Here is a 22,010-nt window from a genome sequence, read left to right as displayed (position 1 = left end):
GGCCAGGGCGGCCGCTCCGGCCAGGGAGGCGAGTTTGACGACGCGCATGACGGATCGGATCCTCACGGTTGGACGATTGGCTGTCCGGCGCTGTTCCTCGGTGGTCAGGGCGCATTCTGTACGCCCTTCACGACTCCCCCACAGTCGCTAACCGGACATCCACCATCCCCTCCGCACCCGCCCCTATGAGGAGGTCGGTTCCGGCCCGGGCACGGGTGCCGGGGTGTCCGGGGCGCGGCCCTTGCCGCGCGTCCGGTCCATCTCGCGCCATTCGGGGCGCAGGGCGGCCAGGTTGGTGGTGAGGAAGTAGAGGGCACCGCTCGCCAGCAGGACGGGGACGAGGCCCGCGGAGGTGACGGCGGCTCCGGCGAGCAGTCCGCCGAGCGGGATGCCCGCCCAGGCGAGGGAGTCGCCCAGGGCCCTGACGCGTCCGAGGAGGGAACGCGGTACGCGTTCGAAGGAGATCGCGCCGAGGATCGGATTGAGGAATCCGCCGCCGAAGCCGCTGACGGCGAAGACCGTCAGCACGGCCCACATCGGCGCGCCGAAGGCGAGGGCGAGGAACTTGGGGGCGCCCGCGAGCAGGAAGCCGGTGAAGAAGACGAGGCGGCGGCGCAGCCGGTGCGCGACGGCCGCCGCGACGAGGCTCCCGGCGATGGCCACGACTCCGGAGACGGCGCTGATCAGTCCGATGGCGGCGGGTCCGCCGCCGGAGCGCTCGGCCCACACGGGGATGAGGACGGTCGAGAAGCCGGCCTCGATGAGGTTGGTGATGCCGACCATGACGATGACGGTGAGCAGCAGGGGCTCGCCCCGCAGGAAGGTGAAGCCTTCGCGGAAGCGCCGCCAGTAGCCGGGCTCGTCCGCCGTCTCCGGCGCGGTGGTGTCGGTGGCGGCGCGGCCCATGCCACGGGGCAGCACCGCCGCGACCACCGCCGAACCGAGGGCGAAACAGGCCGCGTTGAGGACCAGCCCGGTCATCGGCCCGAGCCAGGCCACGAGCGCGCCGCCCGCCGCCGGGCCGACCGTGGACGCGAGCCGCTCGGTGACACCGGAGAGCCCGGTGGCGCGTTCCAGGGGTACGCGGCTGAGGTCGGCCGCCTCCGGGACCATCACCTCCTTGGCGAGGTCCCCGGGCCCGCGCGCCGCCCCGATCACCGCGACCAGCGCGAGCAGGAGCCAGAAATGCAGCAGCCCGAGCGCGTGGAAGAGCGGGATGAGCCCGGCCGCGAGCGCGCTGAGCGCGTCGGCGGCCCACGAGACGGTCCGCGGCCCGACCCGGTCGACGAGGGGCCCGGTGAACATCTTGACCAGGACGTACGGCGTCATTTCACAGAACGCGACGAGCCCGGTCTGTGTGGCACTGCCCGTGGTCACGAGCACGAACCACGGCAGGGCGATGGCGGAGACGCGCGTCCCGGTGAGCGACACGGCAACAGCGGCGAGCACCCCGGCGAGCGGCCGGACGCTGCGCCGCGGGCCGCGGTCGGATATCGCCCCGGCGGTCACGGCGTGCGCGTTTCGGGCAGGCGTATGGAGATATGGGCACGGAGCGTGGTGGGGTTGGAAACTGATGGGTAGTTCATCAGCGATTCTCAGTCTTTCTCTGTTATGATATTTGCTATGCGACTCAGCGATTGGGCGCGCATTCAGGGCGTTCACTATCAGACCGCCTGGAAGTGGGCACATGAGGGCAAGATGCCTGTCCCGGTGGTGAAGACGGCCACCGGCCGGTATCTCGTCCTGGCGAAGAATGACCGGTCCGCTGGTGGTGCCGTGCTGTATGCGCGGGTGTCGTCGGCGGACCAGAAGCCGGACCTTGACCGGCAGGTCGCCCGGCTGACCGAGTGGGCCACCGGCAACAAGCTTCCTGTGGTCAAGGTCGTCTCCGAGGTGGGTTCGGCGCTCAACGGTGCCCGGCCGAAGCTCAAGCAGCTGCTTGCCGACCCGGACGCGTCCGTGATCGTGGTGGAGCACCGTGACCGGCTGGCCCGATTCGGGGTGGAGTACATCGTGGCCGCGTTGTCGGCGCAGGGCCGTACCGTGCGGATCGTGGACGACGGCGAGGTGGACGACGACCTGGTGCGGGACATGACCGAAGTCCTCACCTCGTTCTGTGCCCGCCTGTACGGCCGTCGCTCCGCGAAGAACCGGGCCGAGAAGGCGCTTGCCGCAGCAGCGGAGGCCGTGGAGTGAGCCACAGGCAGGGGCTGCGGTTCGAACTGGCCCCCACCGAGGAGCAGGCCGTCCTGATGAGCCGGCACTGCGGCCTGTCGCGGGTGGTGGAGAACTTCTGCCTGGAGACCGTGCAGAAGAAGAAGGCCCAGCAGGAGGCGGAGAAGACCTACGGTATCCCCGAGGCCGAACTGACCAAGGTCCCCTGGTCCGCCCCCGCGCTGGAGAAAGAATGGCGTGCCGCGCACCCGGAGCGCTACCCGTGGTTCTCCGGGTCCAAGCTGTCCTCCCGCATACCCAAAGAGGCGTGCCGGGTGCGGGCGGCGGGGATCAAGAACTACTTCGAGTCGAAGAACGGCAAGCGCAAGGGTGCCCGGCTCGGCTGGCCGAAGTGGCGCAAGCGCAAGCACGGCTCCCGCTTCCGCTACGACGCCGACCGCGCCAAGCCGCTCGACACCCGCACCGTGCGTCTGCCCGCGATCGGTGACGTGACCGTCCGCGAGGACATGTCGTGGCTGACCGGCCGCATGGCCACCGGTCAGGCACGCATCCTCGGCGCGACCATCCGCGAACAGGCCGGACGATGGTGGATCTCCTTCCAGGTCGAGACGGACCGCGACGACATCAACAAGCGCCACCGCGTGGAAGCGGACGCCCCGGCGTGTGGGATCGACCTGGGCCTGAAGACTTTCGCCGTCATCCGCAACAGCGACGGCACCCGCCAGGAGATCCACGCACCCAAGCCGCTCAAGGCCGCACTGCGTGCCCTCAAGCGCGCCAACCGGAAGCTGTCCAAGAGCAAGGAGGGATCGAAGAACCGGGACAAGGCACGCCGCCGCGTCGGACAACTCCACCTGCGCGTGGCCCATCGGCGACGAGACTTCCTGCACAAGACCACCACCGGGCTGACGAGAACCAAGTCCGCCGTCGCCGTGGAAACCCTGCATGTCAAGGGCATGGGCAAGAACCGCAGGCTGTCCCGCGCCGTCTCCGACGCCGGATTCGGCGAGTTCGTACGCCAGCTGGACTACAAGGCCGACTGGTACGGCTCCCGTATCTGGAAGGCCGACCGCTGGTTCCCCTCTTCCAAGCAGTGCGGCCACTGCCACCAGATCAACCGCGCCCTGGTCCTGGCCGACCGCGTGTGGGTGTGCACCGGCTGCGGTGCCGTCCACGACCGCGACGACAACGCAGCCGGCAACCTCCTGGAAGCGATGCTCGCCAGCCAGACCGCCTGACATCAGAACCCTCGCCGGGAAGTTCCCCGGAGAGGAAAAACGCCTCGTGGAGACCACGTAAGACCTCACTCTCCGGAGTTGGCTGCGGTCGATGAAGCAGGAAGAGACTCAGCGAGAGAATCACTGAGAATCACGCAACGGTCTGTCACGGCAGCCCACCCTAAGGAGCACCGGAAGCCCCCTCAAAACGGTTTCGCTCAGAGCGACCGGGCCGCCCCGGCGACGACTCGCCCCGCCCGCCCCTTCTCTTCTTGGTATGGACATGCCATCCTCACCGCGGCGCATGTGTCTCTCCCCCCACGGAAGGACGCCCCATGTCCCGCATACGCATGGCAGCCATCGCCGCAGGAGCAGCCGCAGGGGCACTGGCCCTCACCGCCTCGGCCCTCCCCCACACGGCATCCGCGGCGGCGAGCCCCACAGGCACCGGCACCCTGGTCGTCTACCGGGTGCCCACCCACCACGCGCAGGACGCGCAGACGCTGATCGGCGCCGGGTACGACCTCCTGGAACGGCGTCAGGGCGACGACCTGTTCGTCATGGGCGACCCGTCGACCGCCGCGGGGCTGCGCGGCCTCGGCTTCGCGCCGAAGGCCGTGCAGTCGATGCCCGGACCGAAACCGACGGCGCACGCCTCGGACGCGGGCGGCACGTACTACGGCGGCTACCACACCGTCGACGGCCACTACGCGCACCTGGACCAAGTGGCCTCCCAGCACCCGGATCTGGCCACCGTCGTGCCGTACGGGCAGTCCTGGCTCAAGAAACAGGGCCGCGGCGGCCACGACCTCAAGGCCATCTGCGTCACCAGGAAGCAGCAGGGCGACTGCAAGCTCGACCCGAACTCGCCCAAGCCGCGCTTCTTCCTCATGAGCCAGATCCACGCCCGCGAGATCACCACCGGCGAGGTCTCCTGGCGCTGGATCGACGAGCTGACGAACGACTACGGCAAGGACCCGGACGTCACCAGGCTGATGGACACCACCGAGATGTGGGTCGTGCCCATCGTCAACCCCGACGGCGTGGACATCGTCGCCAGTGGCGGCAACAGACCGGTGCTCCAGCGCAAGAACGCCGACGACGCCCAGGGCGGCTCGTGCAGCTGGCTCGGGCAGACCGGCGTCGACCTCAACCGCAACGCGGGCACCCACTGGGGCGGCCTCGGCACGTCGCGGCAGCCGTGCAGCGAGACCTACCTCGGCCCCGCCGCCGACTCCGAGCCGGAGAACGCCGGGCTGGAGAGCCTCTTCCGGCAGCTGTTCCCGGCCGTGCGCACCGGCACCGGCGACAGCGACCCGGCGCCCGCCGACGCCCGCGGCATGATGATCAGCCTGCACAGCGACGCGAGCATGGTCCTCCTGCCCTGGGAGTCCGACCACACCGTGCACACCGGTAACGACGCCGCGCTGCGCGCCCTGGCCGGACAGCTGGGCTCGCTGACCGGCTACCAGTCCGGGCAGGCCGGGGAGATCCTCTACGACGCCTCCGGCGGCACCGACGACTGGACGTACGACAAGCTCGGCGTGGCCAGCTTCACGATCGAGATCGGTGACGTCGACGGGCGCGGCTGCGACGGCTTCACCCCGGCGTTCTCCTGCCAGGACGGCTACTTCTGGCCGAAACTGAAGCCCGCCCTGATGTACGCGGCGCAGCACGCGGTGTCGCCGTACAAGACGACGGACTCGGACGGCGACGACGGCGCCCCGTAAGGGGCGCGGGGAACTGCGCGAGCAACCACGACGGTCCGCAGTCGCCCGACGGCATTGCCCGGCAGACGCTAACGCGCCCCAAAGGCAAACATCAGCGCACCGTCTCGTACCGCCCCAGCGCAATCTCCGCGGAGCCGCGCAGCGACTCCGTCCCGGGGGCGAAGTAGCCCGAGTGCCCGTGGGAACCGCCGGAGGACACGACACGGGCGCCGAACTCCGCCGACGTGGGGTCCGTGCCGTGTCCGAGGCCGAACAGCTCGACGTTGGGGATGGTGCCGATCCAGTCGTCACCGTTGCGGCGCACGGCCCAGACGCGGGCCCCGGTGTGCAAGTCGGCCGCGGAGTCGGCGCGCACGCCGGGGCTGCCGAGCACGACGAGGTCGGCGGCCTCGTCCGCGCCGAGGTCGCGGGCGGCCAGGCCGCAGACGACCGAGCCGTAGCTGTGGCAGAAGACCGCCGGGGCGTGCGCGCCGCCCAGCCCGGCCAGGAGGCGCGCGAGGCGCGGGGCGCCCGCCTCGGCGAGCCGGCCGCTCGCCGCGTCGAGGCCGACGCCCACGGGGGTGGTGTAACCCGCCCACGCGACGACGGCGTTGGGGACGTCCGGCGCCAGCCGCGTCATCTCGGCCCGCAGCGAGCGCGCCATGCCCGCGGGCGTGCCGTACGGGTCCTTCGCGCGGTCGAAGGAGGCGAGGTCGATGTCCGAGCCGGGGACGACCACGGCGGTGCGCCGGGCCGCGTCCCAGTCGCCGTACACCTCGGCGACCTGGCCCCGGCCGCGCGGGTCGAAGGCGAGGATCTGGCGGCCGGGACGCAGGAGTTCCGCGCAGTGGTCGGCCCGCTCCCGGGCCCGCCGGCGCTCGCCGTCGGTGCGCTCGGCGTCGGCGGCGCGGGCCAGGGCGGCGGCGCGCTCGGCCGCGACGGCCCGTGCGTTGGCCTCGTACCGCAGGGTCACCGGGGCGCCGTCGAGGTTGCCCACGACCAGGGGGTGCCGGGCCGCGAGGCCGTGCCGCTGGGTGTCGGTGAGCGACGCGAAGAAGGCGGCGACCGCGTTCGGCCCGGCGGTGGCCGGGTCGGGCAGCTCGCGGTGGAGGGAGTGGTCCGCGCGCCACGACGCGGTGCCGGGCGGGGGGCCGGTGACGGCGGTCTGCCGGCTGCCGCCCGCCCAGCCCGCCGTGCCCGCGATGACCGTCGTCGCCAGCGTGGCGGCGACCAGCGTGCGCTTGAAGCGGCCCATGTTCTTCTCTCCCTCGTGCCGTGGTTCGACGAGGGGAAAAGTAGGGAGCGGGCACGTCGTCGCACGTCACACCGGGGAGCCAAGCCTCGGGTGATACCTGGGTAGGGGGTGGATCACCGGGGCGCGGGACCCGGCACGGAGCCCGGCGCGCGCCGCGTCAGTGCTCGATGCCGTCGATCAGCTCGCGCGCGCCCTGGCGCAGCAGGGCGACCGCCACGGAGGTGCCGAGCGTGGCGGGGTCGAGGGGGCCCGCCCACTCGTGGGCGTTGAGGACCCGCTTGCCGTCGGGGGTGAAGACGCGGGCCCGCAGCGACATCTCGCCGCCGTGCTCCGCCTTGGCGTACCCGGCGATGGGGCTGTTGCAGTGGCCCTGGAGGACGTGCAGGAACATCCGCTCGGCGGTGGCCTCGCGGTGGGTGGCGGGGTCGCCGAGGCCGCTGACGGCGTCGATGAGCTCGGCGTCGCCCTCGCGGCACTGGAGGGCGAGGATGCCCGCGCCGATCGGCGGGCACATCACGTCGGCCGGCAGGATCTCGCTGATCGCGTCCGTGCGGCCGATGCGCTCCAGGCCGGAGACGGCGAGGAGCAGCGCGTCGGCCTCGCCCGCGGCGAGTTTCTCCAGCCGTCTGTTGGCGTTGCCGCGGATGGGGACGCAGTCCAGGTGCGGGTGGGAGGCGGCGAGCTGGGCGGTGCGGCGCACCGACGAGGTGCCGACGCGGGTGCCCGGGGGGAGTTGGCCGAGGGTGCGGCCGCCGGGGTGGACGAGGGCGTCGCGGATGTCGTCGCGGGCGAGGAAGGCCGCGAAGGCCGTGCCCGCGGGAAGGGGGCGGTCGGCCGGGATGTCCTTGACGCAGTGCACGGCGAGGTCGGCCTCGCCGGCGAGGAGGGCGGCGTCGACCTCCTTGGTGAACGCCCCCTTCCCCTCGACCTTGGCGAGGTCGCCCTGCCATTTGTCGCCGGTCGTGCGCACGGGGACGACGGTGGTGCGGATGCCGGGGTGGAGCGCGGCCAGCTCGCCGCGGACGCGCTCCACCTGGGCCAGGGCCATGGGCGAGTCGCGGGAGACGATGCGGATCAGTTCGGGGACGGACATGGCGCCACGATAGACCGTCAGAGGCGCGCGCCGACGACCAACCCGGACGCCCATCTGGTCGGTGTGGCAAGGAGTTTGGGATTTTCGGGCAGGTGTGCGAGGAAGGTGTCGACGCGCGGCCCGTGGTCGGCGGGCCACGTGGCCTGCGGCCTCAGGTCGTCGACGACGTAGAGCCCGCCGGGTTCGAGCAGGTCGAGGAGGTCGTCGAGGCGGTGGAACTTGCCCGGCCTGCAGTCGACGTAGGCGAGGGAGAGGGGCGGGCCCGCGTAGCCGTCGAGCCAGGCGTCGGCGTCCTCGTGCACGAACGTGACGCGCTCGTCGTCGCCGAGGTGCCTGATCGCGACCGCCTGCGGGACGGGGTCCGCCTCGACGGTCTCCAGGCGGGCGGCGGCGTCCATGCCGTGCAGGAGCCACGCGGCTCCGGCGCCGACGCCGGTGCCCAGTTCGGCGATGCGCCCGCCGGGCTTCGACGCGGCGAGGGTGGCCAGCAGCGACCCGGTGCGTTCCTCGCAGGACAGGGCGAAGCCGAGGGCATCGGCGTCGGCGAGGATACGGTCGAGGGCGGCGGGCCGGAACCAGGGGCGGTCATCCATGGGCACGCTCCAAGTGGGTGGCGACCTCCTCGGCGGCGAAGGTCAGGATCTGGTCGGCGCCCGTCCGTTTGAGCATGGCGTGGTACTCGACCGTGCCCTCGGTACCGAGCGCACGCAGGGCCGCCACCTCGCCGGAGGTGGAGTACGCGACGAGCGGCACGTCCTGGTCGGCGCGCAGCCGGGCCAGGACGTCGACGGCGGTGAGGACGGGCTGGAGGGTCAGGGAGTCGGCGCCCTCGGCGATCCAGCGGCGCGCCTGGACGAGGGTGTCGCGGTCGGCGCGGGCGGGTTCGAGCTGGAGGCCGCGCCGGTGCCCGGTACGCGGATCGGTGCCCATCAGCTCCTTGAAGGGACCGTAGAGGGCACTGTGGATCGCCAGGTTGGGGTTGACGCCCACGTCCCGCAGCCCGGCCGCGTCGAGCGCGTCCCGTACGGCCCGTACCGAGCCGTCGAGCATCGCCGTGGGCGAGACGACGTCGGCGCCCGCCCCGGCGTGCTGCACGGCCATGCCGCGCATGAGCGCGAGCGTGGCGCCCAGGTCGATGCCGCCCTCGCCGGTGCGCAGGACGCACTGGCCGTGGTCGGTCCAGGAGCAGCCGCAGACCTCGGTCGTCACGGCCATTCCCGGATCGGTCCGCTTCACCGCCGCGATACCGCGCAGCATCAGATTGTCTCCGGCCAGCGCGCCCGTCGCGTGGGCGTCGCGGTCGTGGCCCAGGGCGAACACCTTCAGGCCCCGGATGCCGAGCCGCGCCCATCGCCCGACCGCGGCCGGGACGGCGGACAGCGGGACGGCGCCGGGCAGCCGCCCCTCCCCGGCGTGGCCGTCGGGGAGGACGAGCAGCGGGGCGCTCAGGTCGGCGGGGCTCAGGACGGGTCGCGCGTACAGCTCGCGTACGGCCGGACGGGCCCGGGACGGGTTGACGCCTTCCGGCCCGGGTGGCACCGGCGGTCGTTCGGCAACCGTATTCATGACCCAAGTAGATAGCGACACCCTGTCGGCACAACAGGGCGCCTCAGGGCGCTCGCCGGGCCGGGCGTCCCGGCGAGCGCCCCGGTCAGACGGAGTCCTCGAAGTCCGCGAAGTCGAAGCCCGGGGCGACCACGCAGGTCACGAGGACGGGTTCGGTGCCCGCGGGCTCGGCGCCCTGCCAGCAGCCCCCGGGGACGAGGAACTGCGGCCGCTCCCCCGCGCGGACCTCGGAGCCCAGTGTGATCCCGGACACGTCGCCCCCTTCCGGTGCCGCCCCGTGGCCGCCCAGCCGGAGGCGCAGCGGGCCGCCCGCGTGCCAGAGCCAGAGCTCGTCCGAGCGGACACGGTGCCAGCGGGACGTCTCGCCGGGGTGCAGCAGGTAGTAGATGCCGGTGGCGTACGCCCGCGGGCCGCCGTACCCGTCGGGTGTCGCCCGGGCCGCGGTGCGCCAGGTCTCGCGGTACCAGCCGCCCTCGGGGTGCGGGCGGAGGCCGAGAAGGGTGACGAGCTCGGAAGTGTCAGCCATGTCCGCGAGTGTCCTCTCCCCCGCGCACGCCCGGCCTCCTTTTCCACGGTCACGTTGCGGAACCGCCTGGGAACCTACATCCGGCCGACGGGTGGCTGTTACACAACAGCAGGGAAACGGGAGGGGCCGGGTCATAGGATCGAACCCTTGATCCGCGGGCGATTCGTTCTAATCGCCGCCTTGTTTGAGCATGTGACTATCAGCGCCCCGGGCGCAGTAGTAGGGGGAGAGCTGTGCCAGGGCACATACCGCGTCGACGTGTGCTGCAGGTGGCCGGTGGCGGGCTCGTCGTCGGCGCGGCCGGGGTGGGGGCCTGGCAGTGGCTCGCGCCCGAGACCACGCGCAACGGCACCGAGGGCGCGCCCGTGCGCGCCGCGAAGGCGTCGGTCTCCGAGTCGTTCCTCCACGTCATCGCGCACCCCGACGACTCGCTCTACTTCATGAACCCGGAGCTGGAGCAGTCCATCGTCAGCGGCGCCCCCTCGGTGACCGTGTGCCTCACCGGCGGCGAGTCGGACGGCCGCAACACGGGCCTGCCCGGGAACTCCCCCGAATACAAGCGGATGCCGGAGAAGCGGCCGGAGTTCGTCCGCGCCCGGATCAACGGCTTCCGCGCCGCCACGGCACAGATGGCGACCGGCAGCTCGCTCAGCCCCTGGGACGTCGAGTCGCTGCGTCTGCTGTCCGGCCTCGAGGTCGAGCTGCACACCCTGCGCGCCGCCCCGCACGTCCAGTTGATCTTCCTGGAGCTGATCGAGGCGCGGGCGCTGCGCAACCCGCACAAGGACAGCCTGCGCGGCCTGTGGCTCGGGGCGACGCCCAGGCTGACCACGCTCGTGCCCGCGGGCGGGCCGGTCACCCGCACTTTCCAGTACACCAGGCAGCAGGTGATCGACACGCTCGTCGCCGTCCTGGAGCGCTACCAGCCGACCGTGGTCCGCACCCTCGACCCGAACCCGGCGCACCTGCCGAAGCAGCCGGAGTACCGCGACGTGCCGCCGGTGCTGGACGGCATCTACAGCCGCGACCACCAGGACCACACCACCTCCGCCTTCTTCGCCCAGGCCGCCCTCGCCGAGTACTGGGGCCGCAAGCACTCCCGGCCCACCGCCGTGGAGAGCTACCTCGGCTACGAGGTGGGTGCCCTGCCCAGCAACCTGGACAAGGCCACCACCGACCGCAAGGTGACCTTCCTGGACCTCTACGGCTGGGGCGACGGCAAGAGCTGCGGCGACCCCGCGGGCTGCGGCGACCGCAAGGTCGGCAAGACCTCCGGGGGCAAGTACCACACGTGGTCGAGCAATTGCCGTCACCGCGCGCCCGGCACGACGCGCTGGGTGCAGCCGCTGCCGGACGGCCGCCTCGCCGCCTTCTCGATCCTCGACGGCGCCGCGCAGTGCTGGACCGAGCAGAAGGCGGGCAGCGGCATATGGTCCGCGCCGGTCAACGTCGGCGGCTCCATGCTGGAGGGCCAGATACAGGCGGTGCGGCACGGGGACGGCAAGCTGCAGCTGTTCTCCATACGCACCGTGCTCCCGCAGCAGGGCCGGGCCCACCGGCGCGAGGTCGTCACCGCCCTCCAGACCGGCACGGGCCCCGGCGGCAGCCCCGCCTTCGGCAGCTGGGAGGCCCTCGGCTCCCCCGACGAGGACCCCCGTCGCTCGATGGAGACCGGCTACCCGGTGGCCGTCGTCGCCAAGGACGGCGCCGTCCACGTCCTCGTCCGCACCTTCGACGGCGGCGTCAGCGTCCGCCGGGGCCCCGGCGGCAAGGACTTCAGCGGCTGGGCCGCGCTCCCCGCGGCCGGGGAGCTGAAGCTCCAGGACGGCCTCGACGCCGCGCTCGACAGCGAAGGCCGCATCCATGTGGTCGCCGCCGACACCAAGACCGTGCACCACTGGATCTCCGAGGGCGAGGGCGGCGCGCTCCGGCAGGCCGGGCCCACCCGGCTCCCCGCCACCACCGGCCCGCTGTCCCTCGCCCCGCTCTCCGGCGGCGGCATGCGGATGGCGGTGCGCCAGCCGAACACCTCCCGCATCATCATCGCCGACCGCCTGGGCGACAGCTGGCGGGTCACCTCCGAGTGCCCCACGATCAGCGGCTACGGACGCGTCGCCCTCGCCCAGACCGGGAACGTCACAGTCCTCGCGGCCCGCGACGGCAAGGGCCTCGCCCGCCTCTCGGCCGGCTCCGGACGCCCCGGCCCCTGGCAGGACGAAGGCATCCCGCACCGCGCGACCCCCGGCATGACCGAGGACGCGAAGGGGCGCGCCGTCGCGGTGGTGCTGGGCATGGACAACCGCCTGAGCAGCGCCCGCCTGAAGGATTCCGGCACGACGGGGAAGTCCGCGTTCACGGACTGGCTGTCCCACGACGGGACGGCGCAGTCCGACTTGCAGTCGTAGCGGGGGCGCCCACCGGCTCGGTCGGCGGCGGCCGTCCGGCGACCGCGTCCCGGTGGGGACTTCTCGCGCAGTTCCCCGCGCCCCTTGCAGGGGCTGCGCCCCGTCAGGGGCGCGGGGAACTGCGCGACCAGCCGAAGGCAACCCGCAGCCGCGCACCGGACTCGCGAGGCAGCCCGGTGGGCGCGGGGGCCTGGGGGCGGAGCCCCCAAAAACCCACGCTTGCGCCACGCCGACAAGGTGCCCCACCGCGCACCGTCACTTGCTCACCCCATGAGCGGCGACGTCCTCGCCGATGACGCGCTCGACGTTCCGCTCGGCGAGTGCGGTGATCGTCACGAAAGGGTTGACGCCGACGGAACCCGGGATGAGGGCGCCGTCGGTGACGTACAGGCCGGGGTGCCCGAGGACCCGGCCGTAGAGGTCGGTGGCCTTGCCGAGGACGCAGCCGCCGAGCGGGTGGTAGCAGAAGTCGTCGGCGAAGGCCTTGGCCTTCAAAGGGCCGAAGAGGTCGTAGCGGTAACCCGTGCCGGTGGCCTTGTTGATGCGGTCGAAGAGCGAGCGGGCGGCGGCGACGGCGGGGGTGTTCTGCTCGCGCGTCCAGCGCAGGACGGCCCGGTCCGTGGTCCTGTCGTAGACGAAGGTGCCGCGCTCGGGGTTCTTGGTGATGGCCAGATAGAGGCTGACCCAGGTCTCGATGCCCGCGGGCATGGGCGCGATCTCGGCGAAGACCGGGTTGTCGCGGTTGTCCCAGTCGTCGATGCCGAGCGCGGGGATCGACGACTGATGGAGACCGGTGGGGTCCCAGAGGTGGTTGCCACGGGCGGTCATGATGTTGCCGTTGGGGCCCCAGCCCTGCCCGATCTCGGGGCCGAGGTCGGGCAGGGCGCCGGTGTCGCGGGCCCGCAGGAGGAGTTCCGTGGTGCCGAGGCTGCCCGCACCCAGGAAGAGGTGGCGGCAGGTGATCTCCTTGCGGGCGATCAACGTGCCGTAGGCGTCGGCCTGTTCGACGGTCAGGACGTAGCCGCCGTCGGGCCCCCTGCCGATGGCCCTGACCGTGTGGAGGGTCTCGATCGTGACCTTGCCGGTGCCGAGGGCCGCGGCCAGATACGTCCGGTCGAGGCTGCGCTTGCCGTGGTTGTTGCCGTAGATGACCTCGGTGGCCAGCGCCGATCTCGGGACTTCACCGGTCGCCTCGCGCCGCATGTAGCCGAAGTCGTAGACATTCGGCACGTAGGCGGTGCGCAGGCCCGTACGGGCCGCGTGCTCGCGCGAGACCCGGGCGAACCGGTACCACTCGCTCTCCTGGAACCAGTCCGGGTCGATGTGGTTGACGCCCAGCATGGCGTCGGCGCGCGGGAAGTACGTGCCGTACATCGCGTCCGCGTCGACCTGCGGCAGGATCTCCTCGAAGTAGGCGCGCCGGGGGCGTACGGCCATGCCGCCGTTGACCAGGGAGCCGCCGCCGACGCCGCGCCCCACGTACACCGACATGCCGGGGTACTCGACGCGGTCCAGCACGCCCGCGTAGCGCTCGATGTCGCGGTTGATGACGTCCAGCCAGAGGACGGAGCCCAGCGGGGCCTCGGTGCGGGTCCGGAACCAGCTGGACCGTTTGTCGGGCGCGAGCATCGAGTTGAAGATCCTGCCGTCCGGTCCCGGCCGGTTCCACAGCTGCCCCATCTCCAGCATCAGCGTGGTGACACCCGCCTCGCCGAGGCGCAGCGCGGCGACGGAGGCGCCGTAGCCGGTGCCCACCACGACGGCCGGTACGTACGAGCCGTCGGTGGCGGCTGCGGCGCGGGGCGCGGCGGCGATGGTCGTGGCACCGGAGAGACCGGCCGCCCCGAGGGCGGCCAGACCGAGGAAGCGGCGGCGGGACAGGGGCCTGTGTAACAGGGGTAACCGGTGTGATGCGCGGGTCATGTGCGGCCTTTCGGGCGTCGGGATGCCCGAGAAAACATAGGCGTTGCGTTCGTCCCTGCCTATATGGCCCTGACCGCAGTGGCGTACGGTGCGTGGCTGGCGGCGCCTACCAGCTCGGTCAGCGGCGGTCGTTCGGCGACTGCAGCCCGGTGGGGCTTCTCGCGCACACGCGGCGGAGCCGCATGATGTAACTGCCCCGCGCCCCTTACGGGGCGCGCTCACCGCGTCAGCGGATGGGCATCCCGGACACCGCCCGCGCGATGACGAGCCGTTGGATCTCGCTCGTCCCCTCGAAGACGGTGTAGATGGCCGCGTCCCGGTGCATGCGCTCGACCGGGTACTCCCGCGTGTAGCCGTTGCCCCCGAGGATCTGCATGGCCTGTGCCGTCACCGTCTTCGCCGTCTCGCCCGCGAAGAGCTTGGACATCGAGCCCTCCGCCGCGGTGAAGGGCTTGCCCGCGGTGGCCATCCACGACGCCCGCCAGACCAGGAGGCGGGCGGCGTCGATACGGGTGCGCATGTCGGCGAGCTGGAAGGCGATGCCCTGGTTGTCGATGATGGGGCGGCCGAACTGCACCCGGGTCCTGGCGTAGTCCAGGGCTACCTCGTACGCGGCGCGGGCGATGCCGACGGCCTGGGCGCCCACGGCCGGGCGGGTGGCCTCGAAGGTGGCCATCGCGGCGTTCTGCGGGCCGTCACCGCGCTGCCCGGCGAGGCGCTCGCGCGCCCTGGCCAGCCGCTCGTCGAGCTTCTCCCGGCCGCCCAGCAGGCAGTGCCCGGGGACGCGGACGCCGTCGAGGACGACCTCGGCGGTGTGGGAGGCGCGGATGCCGTGCTTCTTGAACTTCTGCCCCTGGGAGAGCCCCGGGGTGCCCGGCGGGACGATGAAGGAGGCGTGGCCGCGCGGGCCCAGCTCCGGGTCGACCACGGCGACGACGACGTGGACGTTGGCGATGCCGCCGTTCGTGGCCCAGGTCTTGGTGCCGCGGATCTCCCATTCGTCCTTGGCCTCGTCGTAGACGGCGCGGGTGCGCATGGCCGAGACGTCGGAGCCCGCGTCGGGCTCGGAGGAGCAGAACGCGGCGACCTTCACATCGTCCGCGTCCCCGTACATCTGGGGCACCCAGGTGCCGATCTGCTCGTCGGTGCCGTTGGTGAGCACCCCGATCGCGGCGAGCCCGGTGCCCGCGATGGCGAGGCCGAGACCCGCGTCACCCCAGAAGAGTTCCTCCAGGGTGAGCGGGACGCCCAGTCCCGTGGGGTCGAAGAACTGCTGGGCGTAGAAGTCGAGCGAGTAGAGCCCGATCCGGGCCGCCTCCTGCACGACCGGCCACGGGAACTCCTCCCGCTCGTCCCACTCCGCGGCCGCGGGGCGCATCACCTCGGCCGCGAAACCGTGGATCCAGTCGCGAATCCCCCGCTGATCCTCGTCGAGCTCCATCGTGAACTGCGCCATGGCACCCCTCCGACTCGCCATTACTCACGGTAACGCGAGTATGTTACCGACTGGTAGCGATGTCAACGGTCCGCCCTCCCGGATTCGCTGAGTGGGCTTGGTGTTACGTTGCGCAGGCGTTACCGGAAACACAGGGGCGGGGAGGCAGGTCCTTATGGAAACCAGTCAGCGGGACGATCAGCAGCGGGCGGCCGAGCGACGGCGCAAGGAACTGCTGGAGGCCGCGGACCGGGTGGTGCTGCGGGACGGGCCGGGGGCGTCCATGAACGCCATCGCGGCGGAGGCGGGCATCACCAAGCCCATCCTCTACCGGCACTTCGGCGACAAGGGGGGGCTCTACCGGGCCCTCGCGGCACGGCACACGGACGCGCTGCTCAGCGGGCTGCGCGCCGCGCTCGACGCGCCCGCGGAGCGGCGCGACCGCGTCGAGCGGACGCTGGACACGTATTTGGCGGCCATAGAGGCGCGGCCGCAGGTCTACCGCTTCCTGATGCATCCGGCGGACGACCCCGCGGGGCCGTCCACCGATCAGGGGGAGCAGGGGGACCAGCGCGATCAGCGTGAGCAGGGCTTCGACGTGGGGCGCCACTCCGCGCCGCTGCTGCGACGGCTCGGCGAGGAGCTGGCCCAGGTGATAGCCGAGCGCGTCGACCTCGGCCCCGACAGCGACGAGCTGGCACGGGCGTGGGGGCACGGCATCGTCGGCATGATGCACGCGGCGGGCGACTGGTGGCTGCGGGAGCGGCCTTTCCCGCGGGCGCGGCTGGTCCGCCACCTGGCGGATCTCTTGTGGGGGCGGCTGGCGGCGGCCGGTGACCTCGCGGGCGGCCCCGGCTTTTGATCTGGGCGCGCCTCTGCGCGCCCTGACCTCTGGGGCTCCGCCCCAGGCCCCGGTTCCGGCGCGGCCCGGCTTTTCGGCTGCGCCCACCGGGGTGCGTCTTGCGCTGCGCGCGGCTGCGAGTCCGCTGCGCGGCGCCTACCGGGCTGCCCCGTGAGCTGGGTGCGCGACTGCCGGTTGCGTCGTGGCTGGTCGCGCAGTTCCCCGCGCCCCTGATGGGGCACGCCGCCCGGCGGCCGTGCCGGGGGTCCGGGGGCGCAGCCCCCGGCTAAGGCGCGATGCGCCTCACCGCTCGCATCGCCAGTCGCCGACGGAACCCCGTCAGTCGGTCGAGGTACAGCCCCCCGTCGAGGTGATCGCACTCGTGCTGAAGGCATCGGCCGAAGAACCCGGTCCCCTCCACCCGTACCGGGTCACCGGTCACCGTGAAGCCCTCCACCACCGCCCGGTCGAAGCGCTCCGTCGGCGCCTCCAGGCCCGGCACCGACAGGCAGCCCTCGGGCCCCCGCACGGTGACCCCGTCGGCCGTCACCAGCCGGGGATTGACGAGGTGTCCGAGATGGCGGACGTCCTCGTCGTCGGGACAGTCGTAGACGAACACCCGCAAAGGGACACCGATCTGGTTGGCCGCGAGGCCCACGCCCCCGGACGCGTACATGGACGCGAACATGTCCTCGACCAGTTCCGCGAGGTCCGCGTCGAATTCCGTGACCTCCTCGCAGGGCATGCCGAGCCCCCGGTCTCCGTACAGCCGCAGGGGCCGTACACGTCCTTTACTGCCGGGGATGGAGCCTTTGCGCATGTGGGAAAGCCTACGTTCCGGGTCTCTGGGTTCGGGCCCGCGCCCGGATCTCGATAGGCTGAGCCCCGACCGATGCCTCCTGGCTGGCGATTCGGCACGGAGGGGGCGTTCCACCGACGGACCAGGAATCAGGCGCGGTACCCAAGCAAGGAGGATCTAGGACGATGGCAGGCAACTCGGGGCCGCTGTCTGCGCGGGCCAAGCTGGCCGTGACGGCGGGCAAGGCTGCAGCGGCGGTGTCACGAGCCGCGGGCCGCGGCAGCGGATCGGTGATCGGAGGCAAGGTCGCGCTCAAGCTCGACCCCGATCTGCTGGCCCGGCTGGCGACCCACCTGGACGTGGTCCTGGTGTCCGCCACCAACGGCAAGACGACCACGACCCGGCTGATCGCCGAGGCACTGCGGGCCAGCGGCCCGGTGGTGTCCAACGCGCTGGGCGCGAACATGCCGGCCGGCATCACCTCGGCCCTGGCGGGCGGTTCCGACGCCCGCTACGGCGTGATCGAGGTGGACGAGAAGTATCTGGCGGGCGTCGCCCGCGACGTCGCGCCCAAGGCCATAGCACTGCTCAACCTCTCGCGCGACCAGCTCGACCGCGCCGCGGAGACCCGCATGCTGGCCGAGAAGTGGCGCGAGGGCCTCGCGGGCTCCAAGGCCGTGATCATCGCGAACGCGGACGACCCGCTGATCGTGTGGGCCGCCTCCTCCTCGGCGAACGTGGTGTGGGTGGCGGCCGGCCAGGAGTGGAAGGACGACGCCTGGTCGTGCCCGTCGTGCGGTGGCGTGATGCAGCGCCCCGGCGACGACTGGTTCTGCGGCGAGTGCGGCTTCCGCCGCCCGACCCCGAGCTGGGCGCTGTCGGGCGACTACGTCCTCGACCCGCACGGCTCGGCGTGGCCGATCCACCTCCAGCTGCCGGGCCGGGCGAACAAGGCGAACGCCACCACGTCCGCGGCCGTCGCGGCCACCTTCGGGGTGCCGCCGCAGGTGGCGCTGGAGCGGATGTACCAGGTGCAGGCGGTGGCGGGCCGGTTCGACACCGTGCAGTTCCTGGGCCGCGACGTCCGGCTGCTGCTGGCGAAGAACCCGGCCGGCTGGCTGGAGACCTTCTCCCTGATCGACGGGCCGCCCGCCCCGGTGATCCTCGGCGTGAACGCGCGCGGCGCGGACGGCACCGACACCTCCTGGCTGTGGGACGTCGACTACACGCGCCTCGCCGGGCACCCGATCTTCGTGATCGGCGACCGCAAGCTCGACCTCGCGGTGCGCCTGGAGGTCGCCGGTCTGGACTTCCGCGTCTGCGAGACCGTGGACGAGGCGGTGCAGAGCGCCCCGCCTGGCAAGATCGAGCTGATCGCGAACTACACCGCGTTCCAGGACGTGCGCCGCCGCGTCGGCAACTGACCCCACGAGGACTGAAGGAAGTGTGAGCATGAGCCAGAACAGTCTGCGTGTGGTGTGGGTCTACCCCGACCTGCTCAGCACCTACGGCGACCAGGGCAACGTCCTGGTCCTGGAGCGCCGTGCCCGGCAGCGCCGGCTGGACGTCCAGCGGGCGGACATCCGGTCCGACCAGCAGATCCCGACCTCCGGCGACATCTACCTGGTCGGCGGCGGCGAGGACCGTCCGCAGCGGCTGGCCGCCGAGCGGCTGCGCCGCGACGGGGGTCTGAACCGGGCGGTCGCCAACGGCGCGATCGTCTTCTCGGTCTGCGCCGGGTACCAGATCCTGGGCCACGAGTTCGTCAACGACCTCGGGCAGCGCGAGCAGGGTCTCGGGCTGCTGGACGTGATCAGCACCCGTGGCGAGGGCGAGCGCTGCGTCGGTGACGTGCTGGCCGACATCGACCCCCAGCTCGGCCTGCCGCCGCTGACGGGCTTCGAGAACCACCAGGGCATCACCCACGTCGGGCGCAACGCGCGGCCTTTCGCGCGGACGCGGATCGGCAAGGGCAACGGCACGGGCGACGGCACCGAGGGCGCGTACAACGACACGGTCTTCGGCACGTACATGCACGGCCCGGTGATGGCCCGCAACCCGCATATCTCGGACATGCTGATCAAGCTGGCGCTGGACGTCAACGCCCTGCCGCCGGTCGACGACCGCTGGTACGACGCGCTGCGCAACGAGCGCATCGAGGCGGCGACGCAGAGCGCCGCGTAGCGGACGACGCCTTCCGACGGGCCCGTGGAGCGGTGGCTCCACGGGCCCGTCCGGCTCGCATGACGGACGGTCGTGTCCCCCGCGCGCTCCCGCTTGTAGGGTGTCCGGAACCAGCCGGACGACGGGGTCCGGTCCTCCGCCCTGTTGTGAAGGTTCCCTGTCATGCGCATTGGTGTGCTCACCTCCGGTGGCGACTGCCCCGGTCTGAACGCCGTCATCAGGTCCGTCGTGCACCGGGCCACGGCCGACCACGGCGACGACGTCATCGGTTTCCACGACGGCTGGCGGGGGCTGCTGGAGGCCGACTACCGCAAGCTCGACCTGGACGCCGTGAGCGGCGTCCTCGCGACCGGCGGCACGATCCTGGGCTCCTCGCGGGTGCAGCCCGCGCAGCTGCGGGACGGCGTCGAGCGGGCCCGGGAGAACGTCGCCACGCTGGGTCTCGACGCGATCGTCCCGATCGGCGGCGAGGGCACGCTCAAGGCGGCCCGGCTGCTGTCGGACGCCGGGCTGCCCATAGTGGGCGTGCCCAAGACCATCGACAACGACATCGCCTCGACGGATGTGACGTTCGGCTTCGACACGGCCGTCGGCGTGGCCACGGAGGCCCTGGACCGGCTGAAGACGACCGCCGAGTCGCACCAGCGGGTGCTGATCGTCGAGGTGATGGGCCGCCACACCGGCTGGATCGCCCTGCACTCGGGCATGGCGGCGGGCGCACACGCCATCGTCGTACCGGAGCGGCCGTTCGACATCGACGAGCTGACCGAGGTCGTCGGCAGGCGCTTCGCCGCGGGCAAGCGCTTCGCGATCGTGGTGGTCGCGGAGGGCGCGAAGCCGCGCGCGGGCTCGATGGCCTTCGAGACGGGTGCCATGGACATCTACGGGCACGAGCGCTTCACCGGTGTGGCCCGGCAGCTCGCCGGTGAGCTGGAGCGGCGCCTGGGCAAGGAGGCCCGCCCGGTGATCCTGGGGCATGTGCAGCGCGGCGGTACGCCGACGGCGTACGACCGGGTGCTGGCGACGCGGTTCGGCTGGCACGCGGTGGAGGCGGTGCACCAGGGCGCGTTCGGGATGATGACGTCGCTGCGCGGCACGGAGATCACGCTGGTGCCGCTGGCGGAGGCCGTCGAGCGGCTGAAGACGGTGCCGGACGAGCGGTACGCCGAGGTGGAGTGCGTGCTCTAGCGCCCGCCGGATTTTCGCCGCTCTCCTGGAGGCGCCCCCGGCCGGAGCTCCGGCCGGGGGCGCCTCTAGTCTGGTCCAGGCGCATTGGTGCGAAATGGGAGAGAGCGGATGGATCACAGCGGGCACGGCATGATGATGGACATGCCGCCGTTCACGCTGGGACGGGGTCTGCAGTACAGCAGCGAACCCTTCTTCATGATCGGCTGCCTGCTGGCGCTGGGCCTGTACGGCTGGGCCATGGTGCGGCTGCGGCGGCGGGGCGACGCCTGGCCCATCGGCCGGGCCGTGGCGTGGGTGCTCGGCGTGCTCACGATCGCGCTGGTGATGTGCACCAAGCTGAACGACTACGGCATGGTCATGTTCAGCGTGCACATGGTGCAGCACATGGTGATCAGCATGCTCTCGCCGATCCTGCTGCTGCTCGGCGCGCCGGTGACGCTGACGCTGCGGGCGCTGCCCGCGGCCGGGCGCGGCCGCAAGGGCCCGCGCGAGTGGCTGGTGACGCTGCTGCACAGCCGCTACATGCGGGTGATCACGCACCCGGCGTTCACGATCCCGATGTTCATCGCGAGCCTGTACGCGCTGTACTTCACGCCGCTCTTCGACTTCCTCATGGAGACGAAGACCGGGCACATCGCGATGATGGTCCACTTCCTCGCGGTGGGCCTGGTCTTCTTCTGGCCGATCATGGGCGTCGACCCCGGCCCGCACCGCCCCGGCTATGTGATGCGCATGCTGGAGCTCTTCGCGGGCATGCCCTTCCACGCCTTCTTCGGCATCGCGCTGATGATGGCCACGAAGCCGATGATCGGCACGTACATGCACCCGCCGGCCTCGCTGGGCATCGACGCGCTGGAGGACCAGCAGGCCGGTGGCGGCATCGCGTGGGCCTTCAGCGAGATCCCCTCGGTCGTGGTGCTGCTCGCCCTCGTCCTGCAGTGGTACCGCTCCGAGCAGCGGCAGGCCAAGCGCTTCGACCGCGCCGCGGACCGCGACGGCGACAAGGAGCTGGCGGCGTACAACGCCTACCTCGCCTCGCTCCAGGCCCGAGGACGCTGAGTCCGGACCGTAGCGGCAGGGGCCGCGGCCGGGAGACGATGGTCTTCCGGCCGCGGCCCTTTTGCACGGCCGCCGTGAGGAGGTACGGGCATGCCCGGGTCGACGAAGGCGATGGCGGCACTGACGGTGGTCGTCCTCGTGGTGGTGACCGCCTACACGGTGACCATAGGCAGCGACGGCTGGCTGTGGTTCGGGTGGGTGCTGCTGGGACTGCTGACGCTGGGCATGTCGGTGGCCGCCCGCAGAACGTGACCGCGCTCGCCGGAACTCGCTAGAACTCGCTAGAACCGGAACAGCGGCCCCTTGGCCGCGTCCAGCGCGCACGCGTTGGGATAGGTCTTGTGCCAGACGACGGGGCGGCCGTTCCAGTCGCCCTCGGCGGTGGCGGTGACCGGGTCGTACTCCCGCGTGCACCGGTGCCCGTCCCCGATCACGGCCCCCGGCTCCCCCTGCGCCCGCCACAGCGCGGCACAGGCCGCGGCCCCGTGCGGATGGGGCCCGTTCTCCTCGGGGCAGGAGAGCTGCACCCCGCGGGTCCAGGTGTTCTGCCCGCCGGAAACGGTCAGGATGAGCCGCCCGTGCTCCGCGTCCCCCACCGCCGCGGCGGGCCAGACGAGCCCCGCGGCACCCCCCAC

Annotated in this window: 20 protein-coding genes; 10 read left to right on the top strand and 10 right to left on the bottom strand. The window is 72.1% G+C overall.

The features are described from left to right. Positions 1 to 183 precede the first annotated feature (183 nt). Positions 184 to 1,509: an MFS transporter gene (locus K6I34_RS09320; protein ID WP_229324122.1), complete on the bottom strand. Its 1,326-nt coding sequence runs from the start codon at positions 1,507 to 1,509 to the stop codon at positions 184 to 186. Positions 1,510 to 1,623: 114 nt separating this feature from the next. Here K6I34_RS09320 and K6I34_RS09315 point away from each other — a divergent pair, with 114 nt between their 5' ends. The 3 genes from K6I34_RS09315 to K6I34_RS09305 all read left to right on the top strand — a co-directional run bounded on the left by K6I34_RS09315 (position 1,624) and on the right by K6I34_RS09305 (position 5,122). Beyond that, positions 1,624 to 2,196, top strand: a complete 573-nt coding sequence (locus K6I34_RS09315) for an IS607 family transposase (RefSeq protein ID WP_229324120.1) — start codon at positions 1,624 to 1,626, stop codon at positions 2,194 to 2,196. Then, positions 2,193 to 3,413, top strand: coding sequence for a transposase (locus K6I34_RS09310; protein WP_229324118.1), 1,221 nt, complete (start codon positions 2,193 to 2,195; stop codon positions 3,411 to 3,413). The genes K6I34_RS09315 and K6I34_RS09310 overlap by 4 nt, the downstream gene beginning before the upstream one ends. Positions 3,414 to 3,727: 314 nt before the next feature. Next, positions 3,728 to 5,122: a M14 family zinc carboxypeptidase gene (locus K6I34_RS09305; protein ID WP_229324116.1), complete on the top strand. Its 1,395-nt coding sequence runs from the start codon at positions 3,728 to 3,730 to the stop codon at positions 5,120 to 5,122. Between the two features lie 91 nt (positions 5,123 to 5,213). Here K6I34_RS09305 and K6I34_RS09300 read toward each other — a convergent pair whose 3' ends face one another. The 5 genes from K6I34_RS09300 to K6I34_RS09280 all read right to left on the bottom strand — a co-directional run bounded on the left by K6I34_RS09300 (position 5,214) and on the right by K6I34_RS09280 (position 9,541). Beyond that, the gene (locus K6I34_RS09300; protein WP_229324113.1) at positions 5,214 to 6,356 is read right to left on the bottom strand and encodes an alpha/beta hydrolase; all 1,143 of its coding nucleotides are present in this window, start codon (positions 6,354 to 6,356) and stop codon (positions 5,214 to 5,216) included. Between the two features lie 157 nt (positions 6,357 to 6,513). Further along, entirely contained in the window at positions 6,514 to 7,449 is a 936-nt protein-coding gene (gene hemC / locus K6I34_RS09295; protein ID WP_229324111.1) for a hydroxymethylbilane synthase, read from the bottom strand. 17 nt (positions 7,450 to 7,466) lie between these two features. Then, positions 7,467 to 8,042, bottom strand: a complete 576-nt coding sequence (locus K6I34_RS09290; protein ID WP_229324109.1) for an O-methyltransferase — start codon at positions 8,040 to 8,042, stop codon at positions 7,467 to 7,469. Beyond that, on the bottom strand, positions 8,035 to 9,015 hold the full coding sequence (locus K6I34_RS09285; RefSeq protein ID WP_229324107.1) for a porphobilinogen synthase: 981 nt from the start codon (positions 9,013 to 9,015) through the stop codon (positions 8,035 to 8,037). The genes K6I34_RS09290 and K6I34_RS09285 overlap by 8 nt, the downstream gene beginning before the upstream one ends. An 85-nt stretch (positions 9,016 to 9,100) precedes the next feature. Next, positions 9,101 to 9,541, bottom strand: coding sequence for a cupin domain-containing protein (locus K6I34_RS09280; RefSeq protein WP_229324105.1), 441 nt, complete (start codon positions 9,539 to 9,541; stop codon positions 9,101 to 9,103). 260 nt (positions 9,542 to 9,801) lie between these two features. Here K6I34_RS09280 and K6I34_RS09275 point away from each other — a divergent pair, with 260 nt between their 5' ends. Beyond that, positions 9,802 to 11,946, top strand: a complete 2,145-nt coding sequence (locus K6I34_RS09275) for a PIG-L family deacetylase (RefSeq protein ID WP_229324103.1) — start codon at positions 9,802 to 9,804, stop codon at positions 11,944 to 11,946. Positions 11,947 to 12,201: 255 nt separating this feature from the next. Here the strand turns inward: K6I34_RS09275 and K6I34_RS09270 are convergent, their stop codons facing one another. Both K6I34_RS09270 and K6I34_RS09265 read right to left on the bottom strand, forming a co-directional pair. Beyond that, positions 12,202 to 13,869, bottom strand: coding sequence for a GMC oxidoreductase (locus tag K6I34_RS09270; protein ID WP_229324101.1), 1,668 nt, complete (start codon positions 13,867 to 13,869; stop codon positions 12,202 to 12,204). Positions 13,870 to 14,095: 226 nt separating this feature from the next. Further along, a complete protein-coding gene (locus K6I34_RS09265) occupies positions 14,096 to 15,325 on the bottom strand; it encodes an acyl-CoA dehydrogenase family protein (RefSeq protein ID WP_229324099.1) in 1,230 nt (409 codons plus the stop codon). Between the two features lie 154 nt (positions 15,326 to 15,479). Between K6I34_RS09265 and K6I34_RS09260 the strand changes: the two genes are divergently transcribed. Next, entirely contained in the window at positions 15,480 to 16,166 is a 687-nt protein-coding gene (locus K6I34_RS09260; protein WP_229324097.1) for a TetR family transcriptional regulator, read from the top strand. 265 nt (positions 16,167 to 16,431) lie between these two features. On the opposite strand, the gene def is transcribed toward K6I34_RS09260, so the two are convergent. After that, complete coding sequence (gene def, locus K6I34_RS09255; protein WP_229324095.1) at positions 16,432 to 16,965, bottom strand: peptide deformylase; 534 nt, start codon at positions 16,963 to 16,965, stop codon at positions 16,432 to 16,434. A gap of 164 nt (positions 16,966 to 17,129) precedes the next feature. Here def and K6I34_RS09250 point away from each other — a divergent pair, with 164 nt between their 5' ends. The 5 genes from K6I34_RS09250 (at position 17,130) to K6I34_RS09230 (ending at position 21,627) form a co-directional block, all read left to right on the top strand. Further along, positions 17,130 to 18,368, top strand: coding sequence for a MurT ligase domain-containing protein (locus tag K6I34_RS09250; RefSeq protein ID WP_229324093.1), 1,239 nt, complete (start codon positions 17,130 to 17,132; stop codon positions 18,366 to 18,368). A 28-nt stretch (positions 18,369 to 18,396) separates the two neighbouring features. Next, positions 18,397 to 19,128: a type 1 glutamine amidotransferase gene (locus K6I34_RS09245; protein WP_229324091.1), complete on the top strand. Its 732-nt coding sequence runs from the start codon at positions 18,397 to 18,399 to the stop codon at positions 19,126 to 19,128. A gap of 162 nt (positions 19,129 to 19,290) precedes the next feature. Continuing rightward, a complete protein-coding gene (locus K6I34_RS09240; protein WP_229324089.1) occupies positions 19,291 to 20,316 on the top strand; it encodes a 6-phosphofructokinase in 1,026 nt (341 codons plus the stop codon). A 108-nt stretch (positions 20,317 to 20,424) separates the two neighbouring features. Beyond that, positions 20,425 to 21,375, top strand: coding sequence for a cytochrome c oxidase assembly protein (locus tag K6I34_RS09235; protein ID WP_229324086.1), 951 nt, complete (start codon positions 20,425 to 20,427; stop codon positions 21,373 to 21,375). A 90-nt stretch (positions 21,376 to 21,465) separates the two neighbouring features. Next, positions 21,466 to 21,627, top strand: coding sequence for a hypothetical protein (locus K6I34_RS09230; protein WP_229324085.1), 162 nt, complete (start codon positions 21,466 to 21,468; stop codon positions 21,625 to 21,627). A gap of 29 nt (positions 21,628 to 21,656) precedes the next feature. Here K6I34_RS09230 and K6I34_RS09225 read toward each other — a convergent pair. After that, a partial coding sequence (locus tag K6I34_RS09225) for an SSI family serine proteinase inhibitor (protein ID WP_229324083.1) occupies positions 21,657 to 22,010 on the bottom strand: 354 nt, incomplete at its 5' end.

Source organism: Streptomyces sp. UNOC14_S4 (assembly GCF_020740835.1).
In the GTDB taxonomy this organism is placed as follows: domain Bacteria; phylum Actinomycetota; class Actinomycetes; order Streptomycetales; family Streptomycetaceae; genus Streptomyces.
The sequence above is the reverse complement of the archived record's forward strand: the minus strand, read 5'-3'. Positions and strand labels throughout refer to the sequence as shown.

Excerpts from the sequence above, each read along its gene's own strand:
- def (WP_229324095.1), bottom strand. The coding sequence starts at position 16,965 with ATGCGCAAAGGCTCCATCCCCGGCAGTAAAGGACGTGTACGGCCCCTG.
- K6I34_RS09305 (WP_229324116.1), top strand. The coding sequence starts at position 3,728 with ATGTCCCGCATACGCATGGCAGCCATCGCCGCAGGAGCAGCCGCAGGG.
- K6I34_RS09290 (WP_229324109.1), bottom strand. The coding sequence starts at position 8,042 with ATGGATGACCGCCCCTGGTTCCGGCCCGCCGCCCTCGACCGTATCCTC.
- K6I34_RS09250 (WP_229324093.1), top strand. The coding sequence starts at position 17,130 with ATGGCAGGCAACTCGGGGCCGCTGTCTGCGCGGGCCAAGCTGGCCGTG.
- K6I34_RS09235 (WP_229324086.1), top strand. The coding sequence starts at position 20,425 with ATGGATCACAGCGGGCACGGCATGATGATGGACATGCCGCCGTTCACG.
- K6I34_RS09245 (WP_229324091.1), top strand. The coding sequence starts at position 18,397 with ATGAGCCAGAACAGTCTGCGTGTGGTGTGGGTCTACCCCGACCTGCTC.
- K6I34_RS09240 (WP_229324089.1), top strand. The coding sequence starts at position 19,291 with ATGCGCATTGGTGTGCTCACCTCCGGTGGCGACTGCCCCGGTCTGAAC.
- K6I34_RS09265 (WP_229324099.1), bottom strand. The coding sequence starts at position 15,325 with ATGGCGCAGTTCACGATGGAGCTCGACGAGGATCAGCGGGGGATTCGC.
- K6I34_RS09270 (WP_229324101.1), bottom strand. The coding sequence starts at position 13,869 with ATGACCCGCGCATCACACCGGTTACCCCTGTTACACAGGCCCCTGTCC.
- K6I34_RS09260 (WP_229324097.1), top strand. The coding sequence starts at position 15,480 with ATGGAAACCAGTCAGCGGGACGATCAGCAGCGGGCGGCCGAGCGACGG.
- K6I34_RS09285 (WP_229324107.1), bottom strand. The coding sequence starts at position 9,015 with ATGAATACGGTTGCCGAACGACCGCCGGTGCCACCCGGGCCGGAAGGC.
- hemC (WP_229324111.1), bottom strand. The coding sequence starts at position 7,449 with ATGTCCGTCCCCGAACTGATCCGCATCGTCTCCCGCGACTCGCCCATG.
- K6I34_RS09315 (WP_229324120.1), top strand. The coding sequence starts at position 1,624 with ATGCGACTCAGCGATTGGGCGCGCATTCAGGGCGTTCACTATCAGACC.
- K6I34_RS09230 (WP_229324085.1), top strand. The coding sequence starts at position 21,466 with ATGCCCGGGTCGACGAAGGCGATGGCGGCACTGACGGTGGTCGTCCTC.
- K6I34_RS09280 (WP_229324105.1), bottom strand. The coding sequence starts at position 9,541 with ATGGCTGACACTTCCGAGCTCGTCACCCTTCTCGGCCTCCGCCCGCAC.
- K6I34_RS09300 (WP_229324113.1), bottom strand. The coding sequence starts at position 6,356 with ATGGGCCGCTTCAAGCGCACGCTGGTCGCCGCCACGCTGGCGACGACG.